The organism is Mycolicibacterium arenosum (assembly GCF_024320865.1).
In the GTDB taxonomy this organism is placed as follows: Bacteria; Actinomycetota; Actinomycetes; order Mycobacteriales; family Mycobacteriaceae; genus Mycobacterium; species Mycobacterium arenosum.
The window spans coordinates 112,937-132,850 of sequence record NZ_JANDBD010000006.1 but is presented as its reverse complement, the minus strand read 5'-3'; the positions used below and the strand labels follow the sequence as shown (position 1 = coordinate 132,850).

Annotated in this window: 18 protein-coding genes; 8 read left to right on the top strand and 10 right to left on the bottom strand. The window is 67.5% G+C overall.

Features of this window, described 5'->3' with window-relative positions; all coding sequences use genetic code 11:
• Positions 1-28: 28 nt before the first annotated feature.
• The 6 genes from NM203_RS15900 to NM203_RS15875 all read left to right on the top strand — a co-directional run bounded on the left by NM203_RS15900 (position 29) and on the right by NM203_RS15875 (position 5,102).
• Positions 29-1,030 carry a LacI family DNA-binding transcriptional regulator gene (locus NM203_RS15900; protein ID WP_255060982.1) on the top strand — a complete coding sequence of 334 codons (1,002 nt, stop codon included), beginning with the start codon at positions 29-31 and terminating at the stop codon, positions 1,028-1,030.
• Positions 1,031-1,198: 168 nt separating this feature from the next.
• A complete protein-coding gene (locus tag NM203_RS15895) occupies positions 1,199-1,705 on the top strand; it encodes a nuclear transport factor 2 family protein (protein WP_255061233.1) in 507 nt (168 codons plus the stop codon).
• A complete protein-coding gene (locus NM203_RS15890; RefSeq protein ID WP_255060981.1) occupies positions 1,702-2,487 on the top strand; it encodes an SDR family NAD(P)-dependent oxidoreductase in 786 nt (261 codons plus the stop codon). The genes NM203_RS15895 and NM203_RS15890 overlap by 4 nt, the downstream gene beginning before the upstream one ends.
• 8 nt (positions 2,488-2,495) lie before the next feature.
• Entirely contained in the window at positions 2,496-3,350 is an 855-nt protein-coding gene (locus NM203_RS15885) for an LLM class F420-dependent oxidoreductase (protein WP_255060980.1), read from the top strand.
• Between the two features lie 78 nt (positions 3,351-3,428).
• A complete protein-coding gene (locus NM203_RS15880; protein WP_255060979.1) occupies positions 3,429-4,559 on the top strand; it encodes a phosphotransferase in 1,131 nt (376 codons plus the stop codon).
• Positions 4,560-4,565: 6 nt separating this feature from the next.
• A complete protein-coding gene (locus NM203_RS15875) occupies positions 4,566-5,102 on the top strand; it encodes a TetR/AcrR family transcriptional regulator (protein ID WP_255060978.1) in 537 nt (178 codons plus the stop codon).
• Between the two features lie 28 nt (positions 5,103-5,130).
• Here the strand turns inward: NM203_RS15875 and NM203_RS15870 are convergent, their stop codons facing one another.
• The gene (locus tag NM203_RS15870) at positions 5,131-7,059 is read right to left on the bottom strand and encodes a flavin-containing monooxygenase (protein WP_255060977.1); all 1,929 of its coding nucleotides are present in this window, start codon (positions 7,057-7,059) and stop codon (positions 5,131-5,133) included.
• Between the two features lie 90 nt (positions 7,060-7,149).
• On the opposite strand from NM203_RS15870, the gene NM203_RS15865 reads away from it, so the two are divergent.
• Positions 7,150-7,752, top strand: a complete 603-nt coding sequence (locus tag NM203_RS15865) for a TetR/AcrR family transcriptional regulator (protein ID WP_255060976.1) — start codon at positions 7,150-7,152, stop codon at positions 7,750-7,752.
• Here NM203_RS15865 and NM203_RS15860 read toward each other — a convergent pair.
• Positions 7,749-8,363: a TetR/AcrR family transcriptional regulator gene (locus tag NM203_RS15860; protein WP_255060975.1), complete on the bottom strand. Its 615-nt coding sequence runs from the start codon at positions 8,361-8,363 to the stop codon at positions 7,749-7,751. The two genes, NM203_RS15865 and NM203_RS15860, sit on opposite strands and share 4 nt — an antisense overlap.
• A gap of 87 nt (positions 8,364-8,450) precedes the next feature.
• Between NM203_RS15860 and NM203_RS15855 the strand changes: the two genes are divergently transcribed.
• Positions 8,451-8,816 carry a DUF1330 domain-containing protein gene (locus tag NM203_RS15855; protein ID WP_255060974.1) on the top strand — a complete coding sequence of 122 codons (366 nt, stop codon included), beginning with the start codon at positions 8,451-8,453 and terminating at the stop codon, positions 8,814-8,816.
• Between the two features lie 54 nt (positions 8,817-8,870).
• Here NM203_RS15855 and NM203_RS15850 read toward each other — a convergent pair whose 3' ends face one another.
• The 8 genes from NM203_RS15850 to NM203_RS15815 form a co-directional block, all read right to left on the bottom strand.
• A complete protein-coding gene (locus NM203_RS15850) occupies positions 8,871-9,134 on the bottom strand; it encodes a LapA family protein (RefSeq protein WP_255060973.1) in 264 nt (87 codons plus the stop codon).
• A 212-nt stretch (positions 9,135-9,346) separates the two neighbouring features.
• A complete protein-coding gene (locus tag NM203_RS15845; protein ID WP_255060972.1) occupies positions 9,347-11,188 on the bottom strand; it encodes a GGDEF domain-containing phosphodiesterase in 1,842 nt (613 codons plus the stop codon).
• Between the two features lie 54 nt (positions 11,189-11,242).
• A complete protein-coding gene (locus NM203_RS15840) occupies positions 11,243-13,510 on the bottom strand; it encodes a molybdopterin-dependent oxidoreductase (RefSeq protein WP_255060971.1) in 2,268 nt (755 codons plus the stop codon).
• Positions 13,507-14,526: an alcohol dehydrogenase catalytic domain-containing protein gene (locus NM203_RS15835; RefSeq protein ID WP_255060970.1), complete on the bottom strand. Its 1,020-nt coding sequence runs from the start codon at positions 14,524-14,526 to the stop codon at positions 13,507-13,509. The genes NM203_RS15840 and NM203_RS15835 overlap by 4 nt, the downstream gene beginning before the upstream one ends.
• The gene (locus NM203_RS15830; RefSeq protein WP_255060969.1) at positions 14,523-15,983 is read right to left on the bottom strand and encodes an aldehyde dehydrogenase family protein; all 1,461 of its coding nucleotides are present in this window, start codon (positions 15,981-15,983) and stop codon (positions 14,523-14,525) included. Before NM203_RS15830 ends, NM203_RS15835 begins: the two co-directional genes overlap by 4 nt.
• Positions 15,980-17,575: a fatty-acid--CoA ligase FadD1 gene (fadD1, locus tag NM203_RS15825; protein WP_255060968.1), complete on the bottom strand. Its 1,596-nt coding sequence runs from the start codon at positions 17,573-17,575 to the stop codon at positions 15,980-15,982. The genes NM203_RS15830 and fadD1 overlap by 4 nt, the downstream gene beginning before the upstream one ends.
• Positions 17,576-17,602: 27 nt before the next feature.
• The gene (locus NM203_RS15820; RefSeq protein WP_255060967.1) at positions 17,603-18,319 is read right to left on the bottom strand and encodes an SDR family NAD(P)-dependent oxidoreductase; all 717 of its coding nucleotides are present in this window, start codon (positions 18,317-18,319) and stop codon (positions 17,603-17,605) included.
• Complete coding sequence (locus NM203_RS15815) at positions 18,316-19,911, bottom strand: flavin-containing monooxygenase (RefSeq protein WP_255061232.1); 1,596 nt, start codon at positions 19,909-19,911, stop codon at positions 18,316-18,318. The genes NM203_RS15820 and NM203_RS15815 overlap by 4 nt, the downstream gene beginning before the upstream one ends.
• Positions 19,912-19,914: the final 3 nt, after the last annotated feature.

Sequence of the window (19,914 nt, the reverse complement as noted above, 5' to 3'; positions counted from 1 at the left end):
CCGCCGGCGTGAACCGGAGGAGGCGCAGGTGCCCAGGAATCGCGATCGGCCGACCATGCAGGACATCGCCGACAAGGTCGGTGTGTCCAAAGCCCTGGTATCGCTGGTGTTCCGCAACGCTTCCGGTCCCAGCGCTGAGACCCGCCAACGCGTCCTGGCGGCTGCGGACGAGCTCGGCTACCGGGTGAATCGGAACGCCGCACTGATGACCGCCCGCCGCACGCACCACATCGGTGTCACGATCAACATTCGCAACAGCTTCCACACCGAGATCGCCGAGCACATCGTCGCTGCCGCCGATCGCGCCGGCTACGAAGTGGTGCTCGGCGCCGTCACTCCTACGCACGGCGAGGCAAAGGTGATCGATACCCTCCTCGACTTCCGTTGCGAGGGAATACTTCTGATCGGAACCGAGCTACCGGCGGGCGAGTTGAACGACCTGGGAGGGAAGGTGCCGTCGGTCGTCATCGGACGACGTATTCGAAGCGACGCACTGGACGTCGTCCGCACCGCGGACGGCCGCGGCATCGCCTCGGTGGTGGACTACCTCGTCGGGCTGGGCCACCGCCGCGTGGTACACGTGTCGGGCGGCTCGGGTGTCATCGCCACCGATCGCCGCACCGGCTACCTGCGCGCGATGCGCAGGCACGGTCTGGAGAACACCGCCGAAGTCATCGACGGCGACTTCACGGAGTCTGCGGGAATGGCCGCAGCGCAACGACTGCTGTCGGGAGACCTCCCCACCGCAGTCGTCTGCGCCAACGACCGGCTCGCGGCCGGCGTTCTGGACGCGCTGCGACGTGCTGGGGTCGACGTCCCCGGACGGGTCTCGATTACCGGGTACGACGACAGCATGCTGGCGCGTCTCGGTCACATCGACTTGACCACGGTCAGCCAGCAGCCCCTGCAGCAGGCCGACCACGCGGTGGCGGCCGTGATCGACCGCCTCGACAGCGAGCGCACGGAACCACGATCCTCAGTCCTCACCCCGGAACTCATCGTGAGAGCCACTACCGCTCCGCCGCGCTGAGTCCTTCGCCGCGACGAGTAGTCAGGATGTTCCAGCGGACTCGGCGAGGTCGTGGAGGTCCGCGTAGTGCTCGTAGAAGGTCGACCGGCTGCGCCCGGCGGCACGGAGGCCGTCGGCGATCGACAGCGTAGCCTTCACCTGTCGGATGGAAGGGGCGTCACTGTGGACATGCCGGATCGCGATCTGACCGCACTGACGGCGCGGGTGCGCCGCCTTGAGGACGAGTCGGCGATCACCCGACTGATCATGTCCTACGGTCCCGCAGCCGACGCCGGGCTGACCGCGTTCGCCGGCCAGCTGTGGACTGAGGACGGCGAATACGACTGGGACGCAAACGGTACGCCCCACCATGGCGGTGCCGGCGTCGATGCGATGCTGCAGAGCGACGGCCACCAGAACCTCATCGCCGCCGGCGTCGCGCACTTCGCCGGACCCCTGCTGATCGATGTGGACGGCGACGCCGCCACCGCACTCAACTATTCGCTGATCATGCGGCGCGACGGTGGTCGCTTCTACCTCTGGCGCGTCAGCGCGGTCCGATGGGACCTCGTCCGGCTGGATACGGGATGGCGGGTGCAGCGTCGCACCAATCGGCTGCTCGACGAGACCGGCGCCGGCCGGGAGTTGTTTTGCCACAGCCTGACCGAGCTCTTCGCCGGGGCGGCGGGGACATGAGTCACGGCCGACTGGCGGGCAAGGTCGCCATCATCACCGGCGCCAGCACGGGACTCGGACCCGTGATGGCGAGGATGTTCGTCCGCGAGGGCGCCCGCGTGCTGCTCGCCGCACGCCGCGAGGAACTGGTGCAGCAGGCTGCGCTCGATGCCGGCGAAGGCGCCATCGCGATGCGCGCCGACGTCACCGACGAGGATGACGTCGCGGCGATGGTCACCCGCGCGATCGACGAGTTCGGCTACGTCGACGTCATGTGCAACAACGCCGCCGCACCGGGTGAGGACCTCTACATCTGGGAGCAGACGCTGGAGAACTGGAACTCCACCATCGCGATCGACGTCACCGCAGCGATGCTCTGCACCCGTGAGGTGGTGAAGCGGTCGATGCTGGAGCGACGCTCCGGGGTCATTCTGAACTTCTCCTCGACCGCGGGCTATCAGGGCGTCCCTCGCAAGACCCACTACGTCACCGCGAAGGCGTCGCTGCGGGCGTTCACCAAGGCCGTCGCACTCGAGGTCGGCGAGTACGGGATCCGGTGCAACTGCATCGTGCCCGGAGGAATCGACACCGAACTGTGGCGCAACTGGGTCAGGCGCACCGCGGCGGAGCGGAACGTCGATTACGAGACGCACCGCGCACACATCCTGAAAGGCGTGGCACTGCGCGACATCTCCACCGCGGAGGACATCGCCAACACGGCGCTGTTCCTCGCCAGCGACGAGAGCCGAACGATCACCGGACAGTCGATACCCGTCGACGCCGGCGGATTCATGCAGGGCTGAGCGCGACGATGGTGAAGCTCTCGATATCGAGTCCCGTCGTCACCCTCAATCCCGGCGCGCACGGACCGTGGGAATTGAACGCCACGATCGACGACCTCGTACGGGTCGCCGAGACCGCCGACCGTCTCGGGTACCACCACCTCACCTGCAGCGAACACGTGGCGCTCCCGGCAGCGGAACTGGATCGCCGGGGGGCCCGCTACTGGGATCCGTTGTCCACGCTCGGTTACCTCGCGGCGCGTACCGAACGCATCCGGCTCGCCACCCACGTCCTGGTGCTCGCCTACCACCACCCGCTGGAGATCGCGAAGCGTTACGGCACTTTGGATCTGATCAGCAACGGCCGTCTGATCCTCGGAGTGGGAGTCGGGACGCTCAAGGAGGAGTTCGACCTCATCGGCGCCCCCTACGACGACCGCGGGCCCCGCGGCGACGATGCGATGCGAGCCCTGCGCGCCTCGCTGTCGCAGCCCCAACCGGCGTATCACGGCGAGTTCTACGATTTCGAGGGCATGGTCGTGGACCCGTGCGCCGTACAGGATCGGGTTCCGATCTGGACCGGCGGACGTACGCTGCGGTCGCTGCGTCGGGCTGCTGCACTCGCCGACGGCTGGACACCGTTCGCGGTGTCACCCGATCAAGCGAACCGATGGCTCGGCCAGGTGGAGCTGCCGGAGCCCTTCGACGTCGTGCTACCGCCCGTTGCGCCACTGGACCCGATCGCGGAACCCGCTCGGGCGCAGGACATCCTGGCGGCTACCGAGAAGGCGGGAGCGACGATCATCTCCGTCGGCCGGGTCCACGACACGCTCGCGGAGTATCTCGAGTACCTCGAGGCGCTCGCGACCGTCGCGTCCGCCTGAGCACCTGCCGCTTTACAATTATCTGATACTTTGTAATGCTGATGCGATTCGGGGCCGTCCCGACCGAGGGAGGTGGACATGTCGCCGGACGTGACGCCGTTCCTCGGCTTGGCCGCACATCTGGGCCGTGGCTTCCGGCGGTTGGCGACCGATACCGTGACCGGCGCCCGTCGGGCGTTCCCGAGACGCGTGGGCGACCTCGACGCGGCGGCACTCTCGAAGGTCATGGGCCGCGCCGTGACGTCGGTGACGGTCCTGGACGGCTCGGCGGGGACGTCGTCGCGTGCCCGGCTCGCCCTCACCGGTGACGACGTCCCCGACTCCGTGTTCGTGAAGATGTCCGCGGAGTCCTCGGCTATCCGAATGCTCGGGGAGCTCGCGAATCTCGGCGAGAACGAAGCACGCTTCTACAGTCAACTGGCGCCGGAGCTCTCCGGGGTTCCCACCGCGTTCGGCTCGGCGTTCGACCCGCTCACCGGACGGTTCGTGATCGTGCTCGAGGACATGGCGAACGACTCGTGCGACTTCTACGACACGCTGCGCCCCATCGACAGGGACGGCGCAGCCCAACTCGTCGAACTGCTCGCCCACGTGCACGGCACCTTCTGGGGTCGCCTGCCCGCCGCGCGAGGGACCGGACCACTGGGGTGGCTGACCGCCACCTCCGATGAGCGCAGTCTCCCGATCTCCCGACCGCTCATGCGGCTCTCGGCGAAGCGTCTCGCGGACAAGACCGACATCCCGATCGAGACCGGCCGGTTCGTCATCGAGAACTACCCGGCGGCCGTGCGACTCATCGACGACGGCCCCCACACCGTCCTGCACGGTGACTCCCATCCCGGAAACGTCTTCTTCCGCGACGGAAGGGCCGGCCTGCTCGACTGGCAGGTGGTCAAGCGCGGTCACCCGACGCGCGATCTCGCCTACAGCCTGGTGACCGGCATGACCACGGAGGAGCGCCGCGCGAATCAGCGTGACCTGCTCGACGTCTACCGCCGGGCGCTCGCAGCCGAAGGGGGTCCCGATCTCGACGGGGACGAGCTGTGGGACCGGTACCGGCAGTCGGCCGTTCAGCCGTTCCTCGCATCGCTGACCACAGCCGGGTTGGGCGGCATGCAGTCGGAGCAGATCGCCTACGAGGGCCTGCGCCGAGCCGTCGACGCGTTCGAGGACCTCGAAACCGTTGCGGTGCTGCAGAAGTCCCTGTGACCTGCCATGTCGACCAACACCGACACCTCGACCAGGGATCGCATCCTGGCAGCCACCGCGGAAGTGCTCAGCCGTAGCGGCTCCAAACTGAGCCTCTCGGAAGTTGCGATGGAGGCGGGACTGTCACGTCCCACGCTCTACCGGTGGTTCGCATCCAAGGAGGAGCTTCTCAGTGCGGTCACAGAGCACGAGCGCACGCTGTTCAGCACCGGCATCAGCAACGTGACAGCCGGCCTTCGAGGAGCCGAAAAGCTCGACGCCGCACTGCAGTTCATAGTCACCTATCAGCAGTCCTACTCGGGTGTGCGGGTTGTGGACGTCGAACCCGAGATCTCGCTGGAACAGCTCTCGAAGGCGATGCCGCCCATGCGCGAAAGCCTGCAGCGCTTGTTACCCGGACCGAACGGCGCCGTGAAGGCGGCCGCTGCCGTCCGGGTGGCGATCTCGCATTACATCGTCCGAAGCGACGACGCCGACCAGTTCCTCGCGCAGCTGCGGCACGCGGTGGGAATCACCTCGGCGCTGGCCACCGATCCGACGTGAAGCGCCCGACTACTTCGCTCGAACGACGTCACCACAGCACGTGGTCGTCCAGCGCGACGCTCCTGGTCATCTGCCAGTAGTCCACCAGTCGCCACGGGCACAGTACGTACACGTTTCCGTCGGCGGCCTTGTACCAGGAGTGCTCTATCGAGGGGTGTCCCCACATCAAGGTCGCGACTTCGGCGAGCAGGTCGTCGCGGTAGCGCTCGTAGGCGGCCGCGGTGGGCTCGATCGAGCGGTGGCCGCCCTCGATCAACGTGCGCAACGCCTCTCCGATGTAACGCATTTCGCATTCGGACATGGCGATCACGCTGCCGGCGTGGGCGAGCCCGGTGCCGGGGCCCGACATGATGAAGAAGTTGGGGAATCCGGCTACCGACACCCCGTTGTAGGCGGCCGGCTTGCCGTCCCACACGTCGGCGATGGACACTCCCCCGCGGCCGACGATCTCCATGGGCCACAACACCTCGCTGGCCCGGAATCCGGTGGCCAACACGATGACATCGGCCTCGAAACGTCTGTCTGCCGTACTCACCGCCGACTCCCCGATGTCGGTGATCCCGTCGGTGACGAGTTGCACGTGTGGACGCTTGAGGCAGCGCAACCAACTTCCGTCGTCCTGCAGCATCCGCTTGGCCATCGGCGGATAGCTCGGGGTGACCTTCGCGATCAACTCCGCGTCGTCTCCGAGTTGACTCTCGATCCACGTAGCGAAAAGCTCTCGGCGCGCTGCACTCTGGGCGTTCGCGGTGCGGGGGAAGTCGTGCCACTCGGGGTCGGCGCGCACCATCTCCAGCAGTTTGTCGCTGGACTGGAACATCAGCATGAAACGGAACCAGCGCGAGTACCCCGGCAGGTTCCTCATCGCCCACCGCTCCCCCTCCTTCAGCGACGCCCGGTAGCGCGGATTCGGGGCCATCCACTGCGGGGTGCGCTGGAACACCGTCAGCGCCGCGACATCGTCGACGATCGCCGGGCCGATCTGAAAACCGCTGGCCCCGGCCCCGATCAGCGCGACGCGCTTACCCTTCAGGTCCACCGAGTGGTCCCACTGCGCGGCGTGAAACACCGGCCCGGCGAACCGATCCAGGTTCGGCAGATCGGGGATGTAGGGGCGGCTGAGGATGCCGACACCGGAGATCACCGCGTTCGCCGAGCGCGTCCGAATCGCGCCGTCCGCGCCGCGCGTCGTGACACGCCACAGCCCGGCGTCCTCATCCCACTGCGCGCGCTGGACCTCCTGCTGCCACGAGACGGACTCACCGATGCCGTGGCGCTCCATGATGTCGCGGAGGTACCGGTACAGCTCGGGCTGCTGGGTGTAGTACTGAGTGAAGTGATCGTTGGGCTCGAACGAGTACGAGTAGTAGTGGCTGGCGACGTCGACCCGGCAGCCGGGATAGCTGTTCTCCAGCCACGTCCCGCCGACGTCGGCGTTCTTCTCCACGATCTCGAACGGAATCCCCGCTTCCTTGAGGCGGATACCCGCGAGCAGCCCGGACTCGCCCAGCCCGATGATCAGAACCGAGAACCGTTCACCGTCAACCGATCTGCGTAGCGGCGGAATGGCACGGGGATTCGAGCGGTCGAGATCCATCTCCTCGACGTACATGGCGGCGTAGTCGTCCGGTATGTGCTCACACGCGATCCAGTCCATCGCCTCGCGCACGACGTCCGTGCTCAGCGGTTGTGGCGGCGGACTTCCCGCATCACGCCACCCGCAGATCGCCTTGAGCGCGTCGCGGCGGAGTTGAGCCTGCTCGTCGGCGTCGAGCGTGCCCTGAAACTCGTTCTGAACGAACTGGCGAGGGCGGATCGGACCCCGGAGGTATGACGCGTCACCGGTGATCTGGACCACCGAGGCGATCAGTGCCGACACCGAAAGATCCTCCAGGGCGAGCGCGATCGTCTCGTCGTCGTCCGTGATCGACGCCGTCTGCGCACGCTCACCGGCCATCGTCGACACCTCCTCGGCCACGCGCCCGTCGCATGACACTCATGAGTGTCATGAATGGCACTCATGAGTGTCAACCGCTAGTCTGATCTTGTGGTGGAGCAGATGCTGAATCCGGTCACCGAGGCGAAACGCCAAGCAGGCATCGACCACATGCTGAAGGCGGCCAGGCGCTTCGTCATGGCCAACGGGCTCGACGCCACGATGGATCAGTTGGCCGAAGCCACCGGCGTCAGCCGCCGCACCTTGTTCCGTCACTTCACCAGTCGTGAGAAACTGCTCGCGGCCGCCTTCGCGACGGGCATGGACGATTACCGCCACCGGTTGCCGGATTATGACGGCGACCTTGACGGCTGGCTGCGCGAGACGTGCCAAGCCGCGCACCGGATGAACGCGGTTATCGGCCCCGGCTTCTTCGAACTCGCCTCACGATCCGACCTGCCGACCGACCTCGCCGACGTCGAGCACCGGCGTCGCCGCGAGTTCCGCGACGCCATGAGCGACATAGCCCGCACAGCCTGGGCGGCCGCGGGCCATCGAGGCAGACCACCGAAATCCTTCACCGGCACCGTCACCGCACACCTGAGCCCGCACTTCACCGCCGCACTCGTCATCGATGCCGGCGAAACATGGCAGACGGCAGCCGAACTCGCCTACGCCGCGATCATCGCGGCGCTCGAGGTGCCAGCGCTCTAGTGATCGGGCGTCGCCAGACCGCGCCCCACAGTTCGCGTAACCCCCTTGGACAGTTCCGCAGCCGAGACGTCGCGGGCCGTTGAGAACGCCATCATCGCGGTGCCCCGCAACAACCCGATGATCCACACCGCTGTCGAATTCGCGTCCACCCTCGGCGCGATCGATCCGTCGGCTATCCCGTCTCGGATGTGCTGCGCGACGAAATCCCGAAACGACGCGTCGCGCTCGGCGAACAACGGGGCCAGTGACGGGCCCGCCCCGCTCGACTCGGACCACAACTTCAGGAACGCCTCCGAGCGCGGCGACCGCCGGTGCATCCCACCCAGGTAGGCCTCGATGAACTGGGTCAGTCGACCCAACCCGGTCGGCGAATCGGTCGGCACGTCGAACTGCTGCGTGTATTTGATGAGTTCTTCGAGCAGTCGCGCCTTACTGCCGAAGTGGTGGTTGACGATGCCGCGGCTGTAACCGGCAGCCTCGCCGACGGCGGCCAGGGAAACCGCGCGCGACCCGTGCGCGGCGACCAGATCGGTCGCGGCGTCGAGTACTCGGCGCCGCGTCTCCGCTCGGCGTTCGACCTGGGTGCGGCGCACCGGCTGCGGGTTGGTCATGGCGGTCATTGTCCTTCGAGGGGGAATTGTCGTTGCGTCCCGCTATGTTGCGTGACGTACAGCAAGTATCCACGAAAGGAACGTCCCATGTCCTTCCTCGATCCCTCCGACCTCGAGCGTTTCGTCGCCGCCGACCCGACCGGACCGGTGGTGATGCTTAATCTGATGAGGTTCGCGCCGGGCGGCGACTCGAAGTACATGCAGTACATCGAGCGCTTCTCCAGTTCGGGGGTCAACGAACGGTACGGGGTGACCATCGTCTACGGCGGAACCGGACACGCGTCGCTCGTCGCAGCGGACGGGGGCGACTGGGACATGGTGGCCCTGGTGAGCTACCCCAGTCGGCGGCACTTCGTCGACATGGTCAACGACCCCGACTATCAGGCGTTCGAGCACCTGCGGGCCGAGGCGGTCGCGACTGCGGTGCTTCAGCCCACCACCCCGGCCATCTGAGCGCGGTTCGCCCGACGACGCGACAACGTCGTCGGGCGAACGGGTCCGCAGATGTCAGCGAACCGCTCGCCGCAAGCGGATTGCCGCGCTGACGATCAGAGCGATCACGGCACCGACAACCGCTGCGCCGAGCAACGAAACACCCTGTGCCAGATCGAAGTTCCACGCAAGGAAGTTGATCGTCGTGTGCACGGTGTTCTGCAGTACGAACACGACCAGGGCCGTGAGGAGAACGATAGCGACGATCAGCGACAACGTGCTGATGAAGCCGCCCGATCGACGGGTCGGGGTGCGGTCGGAGGTCGATTCGGTGATCATGGTCCTGCTTTCTCGAAGAGTGAGTTCGGTAGACGGGTGTCGGTGCCGGCTGGTCATCGGCTGCGCTTCGCGCTCATGATGTGTCCTGCTTTCTGACGCGTACCGATGTGACATCAGGTGGACGCTGGGTTCGCGGGAAACCGCACTCGCGCTTCGAGTGATGTGTCGCACACGGCAATCACGCGCGCGGCGGCGGACGAATTTACCGGCCGTCAACCCTGTTGGGCGTCGGCGGGTTCGTCGTCCGGATCCCACCAGCGCTCGTTCGAACCGTAGGCGTCGACCCCTTTGGCGCACCCGAAGAGAAATCCCTGTGCCCGTTCGAATCCGACATCGGCGAGCACGTGCATCTGCCGGCGGGTTTCCACCCCCTCCACGGTGACGGGCAGCGCTAGCGCCCTCGCCATCGCCGCGACCGCCCGCAGCAGTGCCGGAGTCTCGTCACTCGACGGTCGAACGGAATCCGTGATGGACTTGTCCAGCTTGAGCATGTCGACAGGGAGAGCCTGCAGTCTGCTCAGCGACGAGTAACCCGTGCCGAAATCATCGACCGCGATCCGAACACCCCGAGTTCGCAACCGACGCAGCGTCTCCACGACGGCTCCGCCCCTGAGATCCAACATCTCCTCGGTGATCTCGATCGTGAGTTGCTCTGCAGGCCAGTCGGTGTCGGACAGCGTCGAGTCGATCCTCGCGACGAGGTCGCCGTCCACCAGACTGATCGCCGACAGGTTCACATTCAGCATCAACTCGGCATCGAGCATGCGCTGGATCGCTCCCGCGTCGCGACACGCCCTGCTGAGGACGTAAACGTCCAGCGCAGCAGCCACACCGCTCCGCTCGGCGACGTGCACCGTCTCCGTCGGCGACAGCGCCGGTCGGACCGCGTCGGGCCAACGGAGCAGCGCCTCGATCGCAACCAGCGGATGGCCCGGCACGTTCGCGACGATGGGCTGGTACCCGATCTCCAGAACGCCGTCCGCCAACGCGCGCCTCAGCAGGCTCGCGTCGGAATCGACGTCGGCTACGTCCGCGACGGTACGACCGTTGCCCGCCAGTTTCGCGCGCAACAGTGCCGCTTCGGCTCGAGCGATCAACCGGGCGGCCGAGTCTCCCTCACGCACCGTTGTCAGACCTGCTGCGCAGTCGGCCGTTGTGACCCCGCGCAACCGATCGACGAGCGCGTGCGCCTGGCGGCCGGTCGTCCCCGGCTGGAAAATCGCTATCTGGTCCGCATCGCGTCTACCCAACCTCTCTCCGCTGTTGAGAAAGGGACGCCAGGAGTCGAGCACCGCGATGAGCGTGGCATCGGCATCGATCGACACGCCACGGTCGGCCGGAGTCACCGCGCTGACCAGGATGAGGGCCGTGCCGTCAACCGCCTGCGCGCGGGCGAGCCACGATGCGAGGTGACGGTCGAACCCCCGCCGGTTCGGCAGACCGGTGAGTGCGTCGAATTCGGCTTCGACGGCCATGTCCAGGAACAACTTGTTGATCACGGTCAGTGCGGCGACGAACGAGGCGATCGCCGCACCGGTCTGCCACGGAACGGCGGGATGCGCCGCCATGGCCGTGATCATGCAGATCGCGACGAAACCCACGTGGCCGGCGAGTTGGGGCCAGGCGAAGAAGAACGCTGCGACGGCGACGAACACGGATAGCGTCGCCAGCAGGATGGCCGCGAACGGATCGGTTGCGACGATCGCCTCAGCGGCGATCAGGAGCGTCGCGAACACGAGTAGCCCGTGCAGCAACAACGGCGAGAGCCGCCCTCGACGCAGGACGAGCCACAGCCCGGTCGCGGCCGACGCTGCGGCGAGAGCCACACCGGCGGCGAACGATCCGGGCGAGTCCCCGACCAGCACGACGATGTTCACCGCTCCGCCGAAGAGGAACAGAGTACCGGCCGTTCGGCTCATCAACGCATCCCGCGCCAGCACGGACGACCCGCGGGCACCGACGGCCCGGTCGCGCTTCGATCGCCGCGGCATCACCGTAGAAATGTATCTAGCAAACGCCGGTTGCACGCGAGAACCGGGAATGAACTGCTGCAATACGTGACGCCCACGTGAGAGGTTACGGCGGGTTCATTGCGGGGCGGGTGAGTATCAGCGCGTGACGCCGGGCCGAATGCGGCACGGGACCCCGTTGACGACGTGCGTATTGCTCGGCACGTCAAGGACATTCACGGGATTGAGCAGATTGGAGTTGATCCCCGGATGCGCGTTGGCCACCCCGAGCCGCGTTCCCGGCAGGCCGTGTCCCCAGCCGTGCGGCAGGGAGACCACCCCCGGCATCATCTCGGCGGTGATCTTCACCAGCACGTCGACCGAGCCGGCGTCCGTCTCGACGGTGGCCATCTCCGCGTCGGCCAGACCCAGCGCACCGGCGTCGGCGGGATGGACGAGCAGCGTGCAGCGGTCCCTGCCCCGCATGAGTGTGGGCACGTTGTGCATCCAGGAGTTGTTCGAGCGAAGCTGCCGTCTGCTGGTGAGGAGAAGCGGCTGCGACTCCCGCTCCATCCGCGCGGCGAGCCGTGGAATGTCGGACACGATGTGCGGGTGGATCAACTCGATGCACCCCGACGGCGTCGATACGGCATCGGTCAGCCGCCCCTCCTCCAGGTCGGCCAGCCGGAGACCGTCCGGGTGCCGTCTGACCTCCTCTAGCGTCAATCCCCCTGGGCGAGAGCCCAAGTCGTCACCCCACGGACCCAACCGGATTCCGAGGTCCACCAGGCGCTCGGGCCCGCGACCGGCGAGGGCGGTGAAAGCGGCGCCCGCGTCGCGGCCGGTGAGCGGCGTTCCCTCGGTCGCGCACACGGTGGCGAGCAGGCCCTGCACGTAGAGGTCGTCCATGGCCGTCACGTCGACGTCGGGAACCGGTGTTCCCAGCGCCGCACCGGCGATGCGCAGCAGCAGTTCCCATTCACCTGGCCGGTCGGACGCGCTCGCGAACAGCGGCTCGGACCACTTGATGCACGACGCGATCGCGTACATCCAGTACAGATCGTCGGCGTGCGCCCGCTCCAGCGGTGACAGTCCGGGCAGGATGACGTGGGCGTGCCGGGTCGTCTCGTTGAGCCAGTTGTCGATGCAGATCATCGCGTCCAGTTGCGGCAGCGCCTCGTCCAGTCGCCGCGCTCCGGGGGCGGAGATGACGGGGTTTCCCGCCACCGAGATCAGCGCACTGATCCGGCCCTCTCCCGGCGTGTCGATCTCCTCGGCGAGGCAGCCGAGCGGGAACTGGCTGAGGACTTCCGGTGCTCCGCTGACGCGGCTGCGGAATCGTCCGAACTCCCATCCCGCTCCGGTCTGGTCCGGGGGCTTCATGAACATCGGGGACGACACGGCGGGTTTCGGGAACAGCGCGCCGCCCAGTCGGTCGACGGCGCCGAGCGCGACGTTGACGACGAACACCAACCAGGTCGCCAGGGTGCCGAACTCCTGGGTGCACACGCCGATTCGGCTGTACAGCACGGGATTCCCTGCCGACGCGAGGTCGATGGCGAGCCTGCGGATCGTTGCGGCGTCGATTCCGGTCGCCGCGCTGACCCGTTCCGGGCTGAAGGGCTCCGCGAGGGCGATCGCCTCGTCGAGGCCCAGAACCCTGCCGTCCAAGTGCGCTGGGCGCGAGACCAACCCCTCCTCGGCCAGCGTCCGCAGCAGCGCGAACAGCAACAGGGCGTCCGTTCCCGGCCGGATCGGCACCCACTCCGACGCGCGCGCCGCGGTCTCGGTGCGCCGCGGATCGACCACCACCACCCTGCCGCCCCGCCGCGTGATCGCGGTCAAGCGACCCGTCACGTCCGGAGCCGACAGCATGGAGCCCTGGGAGACCGCCGGATTGGCGCCGAGGATGACGAGGTGATCGGTTCGATCCAGGTCGGGAATCGGCGCGTTCCACATTCCGCCGAACACCAGGGTGCTCACCACGTTCAGTGGCCACTGATCGACGGTGCCCGGTGAGTAGTACGCCTGCATCCCCGCGGCACCGGCCATTCCGACGAGCGCACCGATGTACGAGGCGAGTCCGAGGTTGTGGGCCACCGGATTTCCGACGTACACCGTCATCGCCCCTGCGCCGTGCTGGTCGAGCACCGGGCGCAGCACCCGTTCGACTTCCTCGTAGGCCTCCGTCCAGCTGACCTCCCGGAACGTTCCGTTCGCCGTTCGCACCAACGGCACCCGCAGGCGGTCCGGATCGTCGTGCAGGTGACCGAGCGTGGTGCCCTTCGGGCAGAGGTGACCTTGCGACCACGCATCGTCGGGATTGCCGCGGATACCGGCGACCCGACCCTGCTCGACCGTCACGCGGAGACCGCACATCGCCTCGCACAGCGGGCATGTCACTCGATGCTCGTCGGGGGCACTCACCGAGTCACCCAATCCTGCTCACCGTACCGAATCACGCCACGAATGAGTTTGCCTTCCAACATGTCCCGAAATCCGTCGTTGATCTCGTCCAGCCGGTACTCCCGCGTCACCATGCCGTCGAGATCGAGTTTGCCCGCCAGGTACATCGACGCGAGCAGCGGGATGTCGTGGTGCGGATCACCGCCACCCAGCAGGCTGCCCTGCAGTCGCTTCTGCAACAGGATGTTGATCGCCAGGTTGGCGGTCACGTCGGTGGCGGTCGCGTCACCCAGAGCGGCCAGCACGCACGCACCTCCTTTGGCTGTCAGTATCAACCAGGTGTCGACGTCCTTGCCGTCGACGTGCCCGACGGCCACGACCACCTTGGTCGCCATCAACCCCTGCGTGACATCGGCCATGCCCACCATCGCCGACTGCGTGTCCGGGTACACGTGGGTCGCACCGAAGGTCAGCGCTCTGTCGCGTTTCCACTCGACGGGATCGATCGCGAAGACGTGCCGTGCTCCGGCGCGGGCCGCGCCCTGCACCGCCGACATGCCGACGCCACCGAGACCGATCACGGCGACGTCGTCACCCGGCCGCACCCCCGCTGACCGGGTCGCCGCGCCGTGTCCGGTGAGCACTGCACACCCGAGCAGACACGCGACCGTCGACGGAACGGTCGAATCGACGGTGACCACCGACCTCTCGTTCACCACCGCGAACGGTGCGAAGGTGCCGAGCGGCGGCGGGTAAGCGTTCCCGGACCCACCGGGCGTCAGCACGACGTGGTCTCCAACGGAGACCCTTTCGACGCCCGGACCGACGGCGGTGATGGTCCCCGCGCCCTCGTGACCGCCGAGTACGGGGAAGCCGGCCGACGGCAGGCAGCCCGTCAGCAGATGATGATCGGAACGGCACAGGCCTGCCGCCTCCAACTTCACCGCCACCTCGCCCGTCAGCGGCTCGCCGATCTCGACGTCTTCGACTGACCACGGCCGACCGACGCCCCGCAGCAGAGCACCTCTGGTCCTCACCGGGCGCCTCCACTGCGTCGCAGGCGTCGGCGGAACGCGGTCAGCTGGAGGTCCACCAGTCGGCCGTCCCGACGACCGAAGGGCGGCGCCATCATTCGGGCCAGGCTGACCGGCCACCGGGAGAAGGCCACCCCGCGGGCGTGGGTGAAGGTGTCGAAGCCGGCGCGTCCCCGGTAGGCCCCGGTACCGCTGCGTCCCACTCCGCCGAAAGGCAGCTCACTGCCGATGAAGTTGAGCGTGAAGTCGTTGGCGTTGACCGACCCGGAGCGGGTGGCGTCCTGCAGTCGGTGGAAGCGGTCGTTGTCGGCGCCGTACCAGTAGACGGTGAGCGGATGCGGCGATGCGTTCACGTAATCGACGGCGTCGGACAGCGTCTGGTACGGATGAATCACGAGCACCGGACCGAAGATCTCCTCCCGGTTCACCCTGGCGTCAGACGGAACGCCGGTGAGGATGGTGGGCGCGATCTTGCGGGTCCCGCGGTCCGGAAGTGTCTCACCGTGGGGGATGTGCTGTCTACGTTCGGCGCCGCGGGCGACGGCGTCGTCGACGAGGCCGACGACGTGGTCGAAATGACGTTCACTGATGACCGAGGTGTAGTCACCGTTGTCCACGATCCGCGGAAAGGCACTGCGCCACTGGCTCATCACCTCGTCGACGAAGGTGTCGAGACCCTCCTCCTGCACCAGCACGTAGTCCGGGCACATGCACACCTGTCCGCCGTTGACCATCCGCGACGCGGCGATCCGCGCAGCCGCCTTCGGCAGATCGGCGCTGCGATCCACCACCGCCGGATTCTTGCCGCCCAGTTCCAGCGTCACCGGTACCAGATTGGCACCCGCGGCCTGCGCGACGCGCGCACCGACAGTGGGCGACCCGGTGAAGAACAGGTGGTCGAACGGCTGCGCCGCGAACGTCGGCCCGTCTGCCTGTTCGTCGGTGAGTACCGTGAGCTCTTCGACCGGGAAGTACTGCTTGGCGAGATCGGCCAGCAATGCGGTTGTGACTGCTGTTATCTCGGATGGCCGCACCATCACCCGGTTTCCCGCTGCCAGCGCCGTTCCCGCGGGGAGCATCGTCAGTTGCACCGGGAAGTTCCACGGACCCATCACCCCGACCACGCCGAGCGGGTCGCGCCGGATCTGTTGCCGCAGCCCGGAGCCGCTCAGCAGTCGGCCGCGGGAGCGGGTTCGCATCCAGGACCGCAGATGCTTCTTCTGATACTCCAGATCACCCATGCACCCGATGACGTCGGCGAGCATCGACACCTCGCGCGCCCTGGTACCGAAGTCCTCCGCCAGCGCCGCGACGAGTTCCTCCGCGTGATCGAGCACCATCGCCTGAAGCCGACGGACTCGGTCGATGCGGGTGGCGGCGTCGGGGATGCCGTCCGTGACGAAGGCGGTGCGCTGACTGTCGAGGATCTCCTCCACCGTCGCTCCCGCCACCGTCGTCACGACGAGGTCCCCGACAGCACCGCCGGCGCGTAGGTGGTGCCGCGGTCCTCGCGCGCCCACAGGGCGCCGTCACCACCCGAGACCCCCTCGGTGATCAGAGTGCGCTTGAGCACCTTATTGGTCGCGGTCTGCGGGAGCACGCGGTTGATGCGCACGTATGTGGGCCAGGCCTTCGGGGACAGGTCCGGTTGTGCGGTAAGGAAGTCGGTCAGCTCGGCGGGTGTCAGCGTCTGCCCTGCGTTGAGAACGAGGGCCGCCATCACCTGATCCCCCACCTGTGGATCGGGCACCGCGTACACGGCGGCCTGGTTCAGGCTGTCGTGGCGCAGCAGGATGCGCTCGATCGGGGCCGCAGCGAGGTTCTCGCCGTCGACGCGCATCCAGTCGCTTGTGCGGCCGGCCAGGTAAATCCAGCCGTCGGCGTCGCGGTAGGCGAGGTCTCCCGACCAGTACATGCCGTGGCGCATGCGCTCGTTGGTCGCGTCGGGATCGTTGTAGTAGCCACCGAACGCGCCGCCGCCCGTCGTGTTGACCAGTTCACCGACGGCGTCGTCGAAGTTGGCGAGGGCACCGGTCTCGTCGAACTCCGCTCTGGCGCACTCGGTCAGGGTCTCGGCGTCGTAGACGGCGACACCGTCCCAGCCCTTGCCGATCGAGCCCGGCGGGGTGCCGTCCTCGCGGACGACGATCACCGCGAACTCACTCGAGCCGAATCCGTCCATGACGCGGCAACCGAATCGGCGGGCGAACTCGTCGATGTCGCGGTCGGCGGCCTCGTTGCCGAACGCGACACGCAACGGGTTGTCGGCGTCGCCCTGTTGTTCCGGTGTGCCCAGCACCAACGCCAACGGCTTGCCGACGTAGTTCATGTAGGTCGCTCCGTGGCGCCGGACGTCGTCGAGGAAGCGCGACGCGGAGAACTTCGCGGGCACCATCGTCGCCCCGCTGCAGACGGCGACCGACCAGCCGCCCGCCACACCGTTTGAGTGGAACAGGGGCATCGACAGGTAGCACACGTCGTCCGGGGTGACGTCGAGTTGCAGCACCAGACTGCTTCCGCTGAGCACCGCCATCACGTGCGCGAACGGAACAGCCTTGGGGTTGCCGGTGGTGCCCGAGGTGAAGATCAGCATCAGCGGGTCGGTGGCGACCACCTCGCGGTGCGGCACCAGCGCCTGCGCGGACGTCACCGCCTGGAGATAGCCCGGCGATGTCACGTCCAGCACCGTCACGCCCGAGAGATCGAGCCCGTCCAGCAGCGCTCGATGATCCGGATTGACCAGCAGCAGTTGGCAATCCGAGCGACGGATGTCGGCGAGCAGCCCCGCGCCGCGACGGGTGGTGTTGATGCCGCACAGGACGTAGCCGCCCAGCGCCGCCGCCGCCATGGATCGCAGCATGGCCGGCGTGTTGCCCAGCAGCACGCCGACGTGCAACGGCCTTGTGGGGTCGGCCATCCCGATGAGCGCCGACGCCTCCGCGGCGGCCTCGGCCAGGTGTTCGCGCCAGGTCCACGTCTGGTCGTCGTACCGCACGGCAACGGTGTCGTCGTGTACGCGATCACGCAGGACCTGCTGAATGGTCTCGTGCACCGGGCGCCTCCTTCTGTGTCGATGTGGTCATGCGGTCGCACCGCCGTCGACGACGAACTCCGCGCCGGTGCAGTAACCGGCGGCGTCACCGGCGAGGAATGCGACCACCCGCGCGATCTCCTGCGGCTGAGCGGCACGTGGGATCGGAAGGTGCGAGAGGTCGAGGGCGTCGGCGTCGATCATCGGGGTGTCGACCGCACCGGGTACCACGCAGTTCACCCGGATGCGCGGTGCGAGTTCGATGGCCGCCGACCGGCTGGCACCCCGAAGGCCCCACTTGGACGACGCATACGGCAGCGCTCCGCCGAAACCGCGCATCGCGGCGGTGGAGGCCACGTTCACGATGACTCCGCCGCCGGGCATGACCGGGCTGACGGTCTGCATGCCGAGGATGGGCCCGACGAGGTTGACGTCGAACATCGTGCGGATCTGCTCAGCCGTCCAGTCTTCCAACGGCGCTCGCCGGTAGACGCCGGCGTTGTTGATGAGGACGTCGATCCGACCGTGCTCGGCGACCACCTCGTCGACCACAGCGGCCCAGTTCCGCGACTCGGTGACGTCGAGGTGGCGGTACCGGACGGTGTCGCCGAGCCGGTCGGCGAGTGCGGCGCCATCCGTGTCGAGCACGTCGCACGCGATGACACGGGCGCCCGACTCCGCCATCACCTTCGCTTCTGCTGCGCCCTGGCCGCGCGCCGCGCCGGTGATGAGGACGACCTTGCCGTCGAGGCCGTAGGAAGTCATCTCGACGTGAACACCAGACCCGCGTAGTCGTTCTCGGCCACGTCGTCGCAGTGGGTGCGATAGGTTCCGAACCCGCCGACGTAGGGCATGAACACCCGCTTCTTGCCGTCGATGTTGGCGCCCAGGTACCACGACGAGTCCGCGCGGACGAACAGCGTGTGCTCGGCGACCTCCGCGACGTGCCGGGTCCACGCATCAGCGGCATCCGGGCGCGCCTCGACCTGCGTGGCCCCTTCGGCACGCGCCGCGGCGATGAGCGCGAACACCCAGTCGACCTGAATCTCCGCGTGCAACACCATGTTGGCCAACACCGACGGGCTGCCCGGCCCGCTGAGACTGAACAGGTTCGGCAAGTGGGGGATCATCAGCCCGAGGAAGGTCACGGGGCCGTCCGCCCACAGGTGACTGAGCCGGTCGCCGTCGGGGCCGACGGGATCGATGCGGGTGAGCGCCCCCGTCATCGCGTCGAACCCGGTCGCGAACACCAGTGCATCGCAGGGATACTCGGCAATCGTCGTGCGAACCGAATCGGCGGTGACGCCGATGATCGGCTCGCGGCGCAGGTTAACCAAGCTCACGTGGTCGCGATTGAACGTCTGGTAGTACCCGGTGTCGGTGCAGATGCGCTTAGTGCCGATCGGATGGTCCACCGGGATCAGGTCCTCGGCGACCACCGGATCGACGACCAGTTCCCTGATGCGCGCCTCCGCGAACTCCCGCGCGACGTCGTTGGCGGCCAGATCGGTCAGCTGGTCGGGAAAGGTCTTGCTGAACAGCACGCCACCCTGAGACCATCGCTGCCGCAACGCTTCCGCGCGCTCATGGGGATCGACTTCGGCGGCGGGCTTCGTCTGACTGGTGTGCGGGGTGCCCGCCGGCGCGTAGGCCGATCGGCGGCGGCGCTCCGCGTAGCCGGCCTTGAGCCGTCGGATCTCGTCGTCGGTCCACGGCCGATTCGGCATCGGCACGCTGTAATTCGGCGACCGCTGGAACACGGTCAGCGATGCCGCCGAGTCGGCCAGCAGCGGTGCCACTTGGATGCCGGATGAACCGGTGCCGACGAGTCCGACGTGCTTCCCCGTGAAGTCCGGCGCCTCGTCCGGCCAGGCGGCGGTGTAGTACACCTCGCCCGCGAACTCCTCGATACCCGGCAGGGCAGGCCGGTTGACCGCGGAGAGACAGCCGGTGGCGCACAGCAGGAAGTCCGCCCGATGCCGCATGCCGGTCGAGGTGTGCACCTCCCACGTCCCCGAGTCTGCGTCGAACGCGGCGGAGGTGACCGAGGTGCCGAACGCGTAGTGGCGGCGAAGGTCGAAGCGGTCGGCGACGTGTTCGAGGTAGGCCAGAATCTCGGGCTGCGCCGCGAAGCGCTCGGTCCAGGTCCACTCCCGCTGGAGGTCGTCGTCGAACGAGTAGGAGTAGTCGACGCTTTCGACGTCGCACCGCGCTCCCGGATACCTGTTCCAGTACCAGGTTCCGCCGACGCCGGCCGCGGCGTCGATGCCGAGGACGGTCAGCCCTGCGGTCACGGCGCGATGCATCGCGTACAGGCCCGCGAAGCCCGCACCGATGACGATCACGTCGTGCCGCATCGC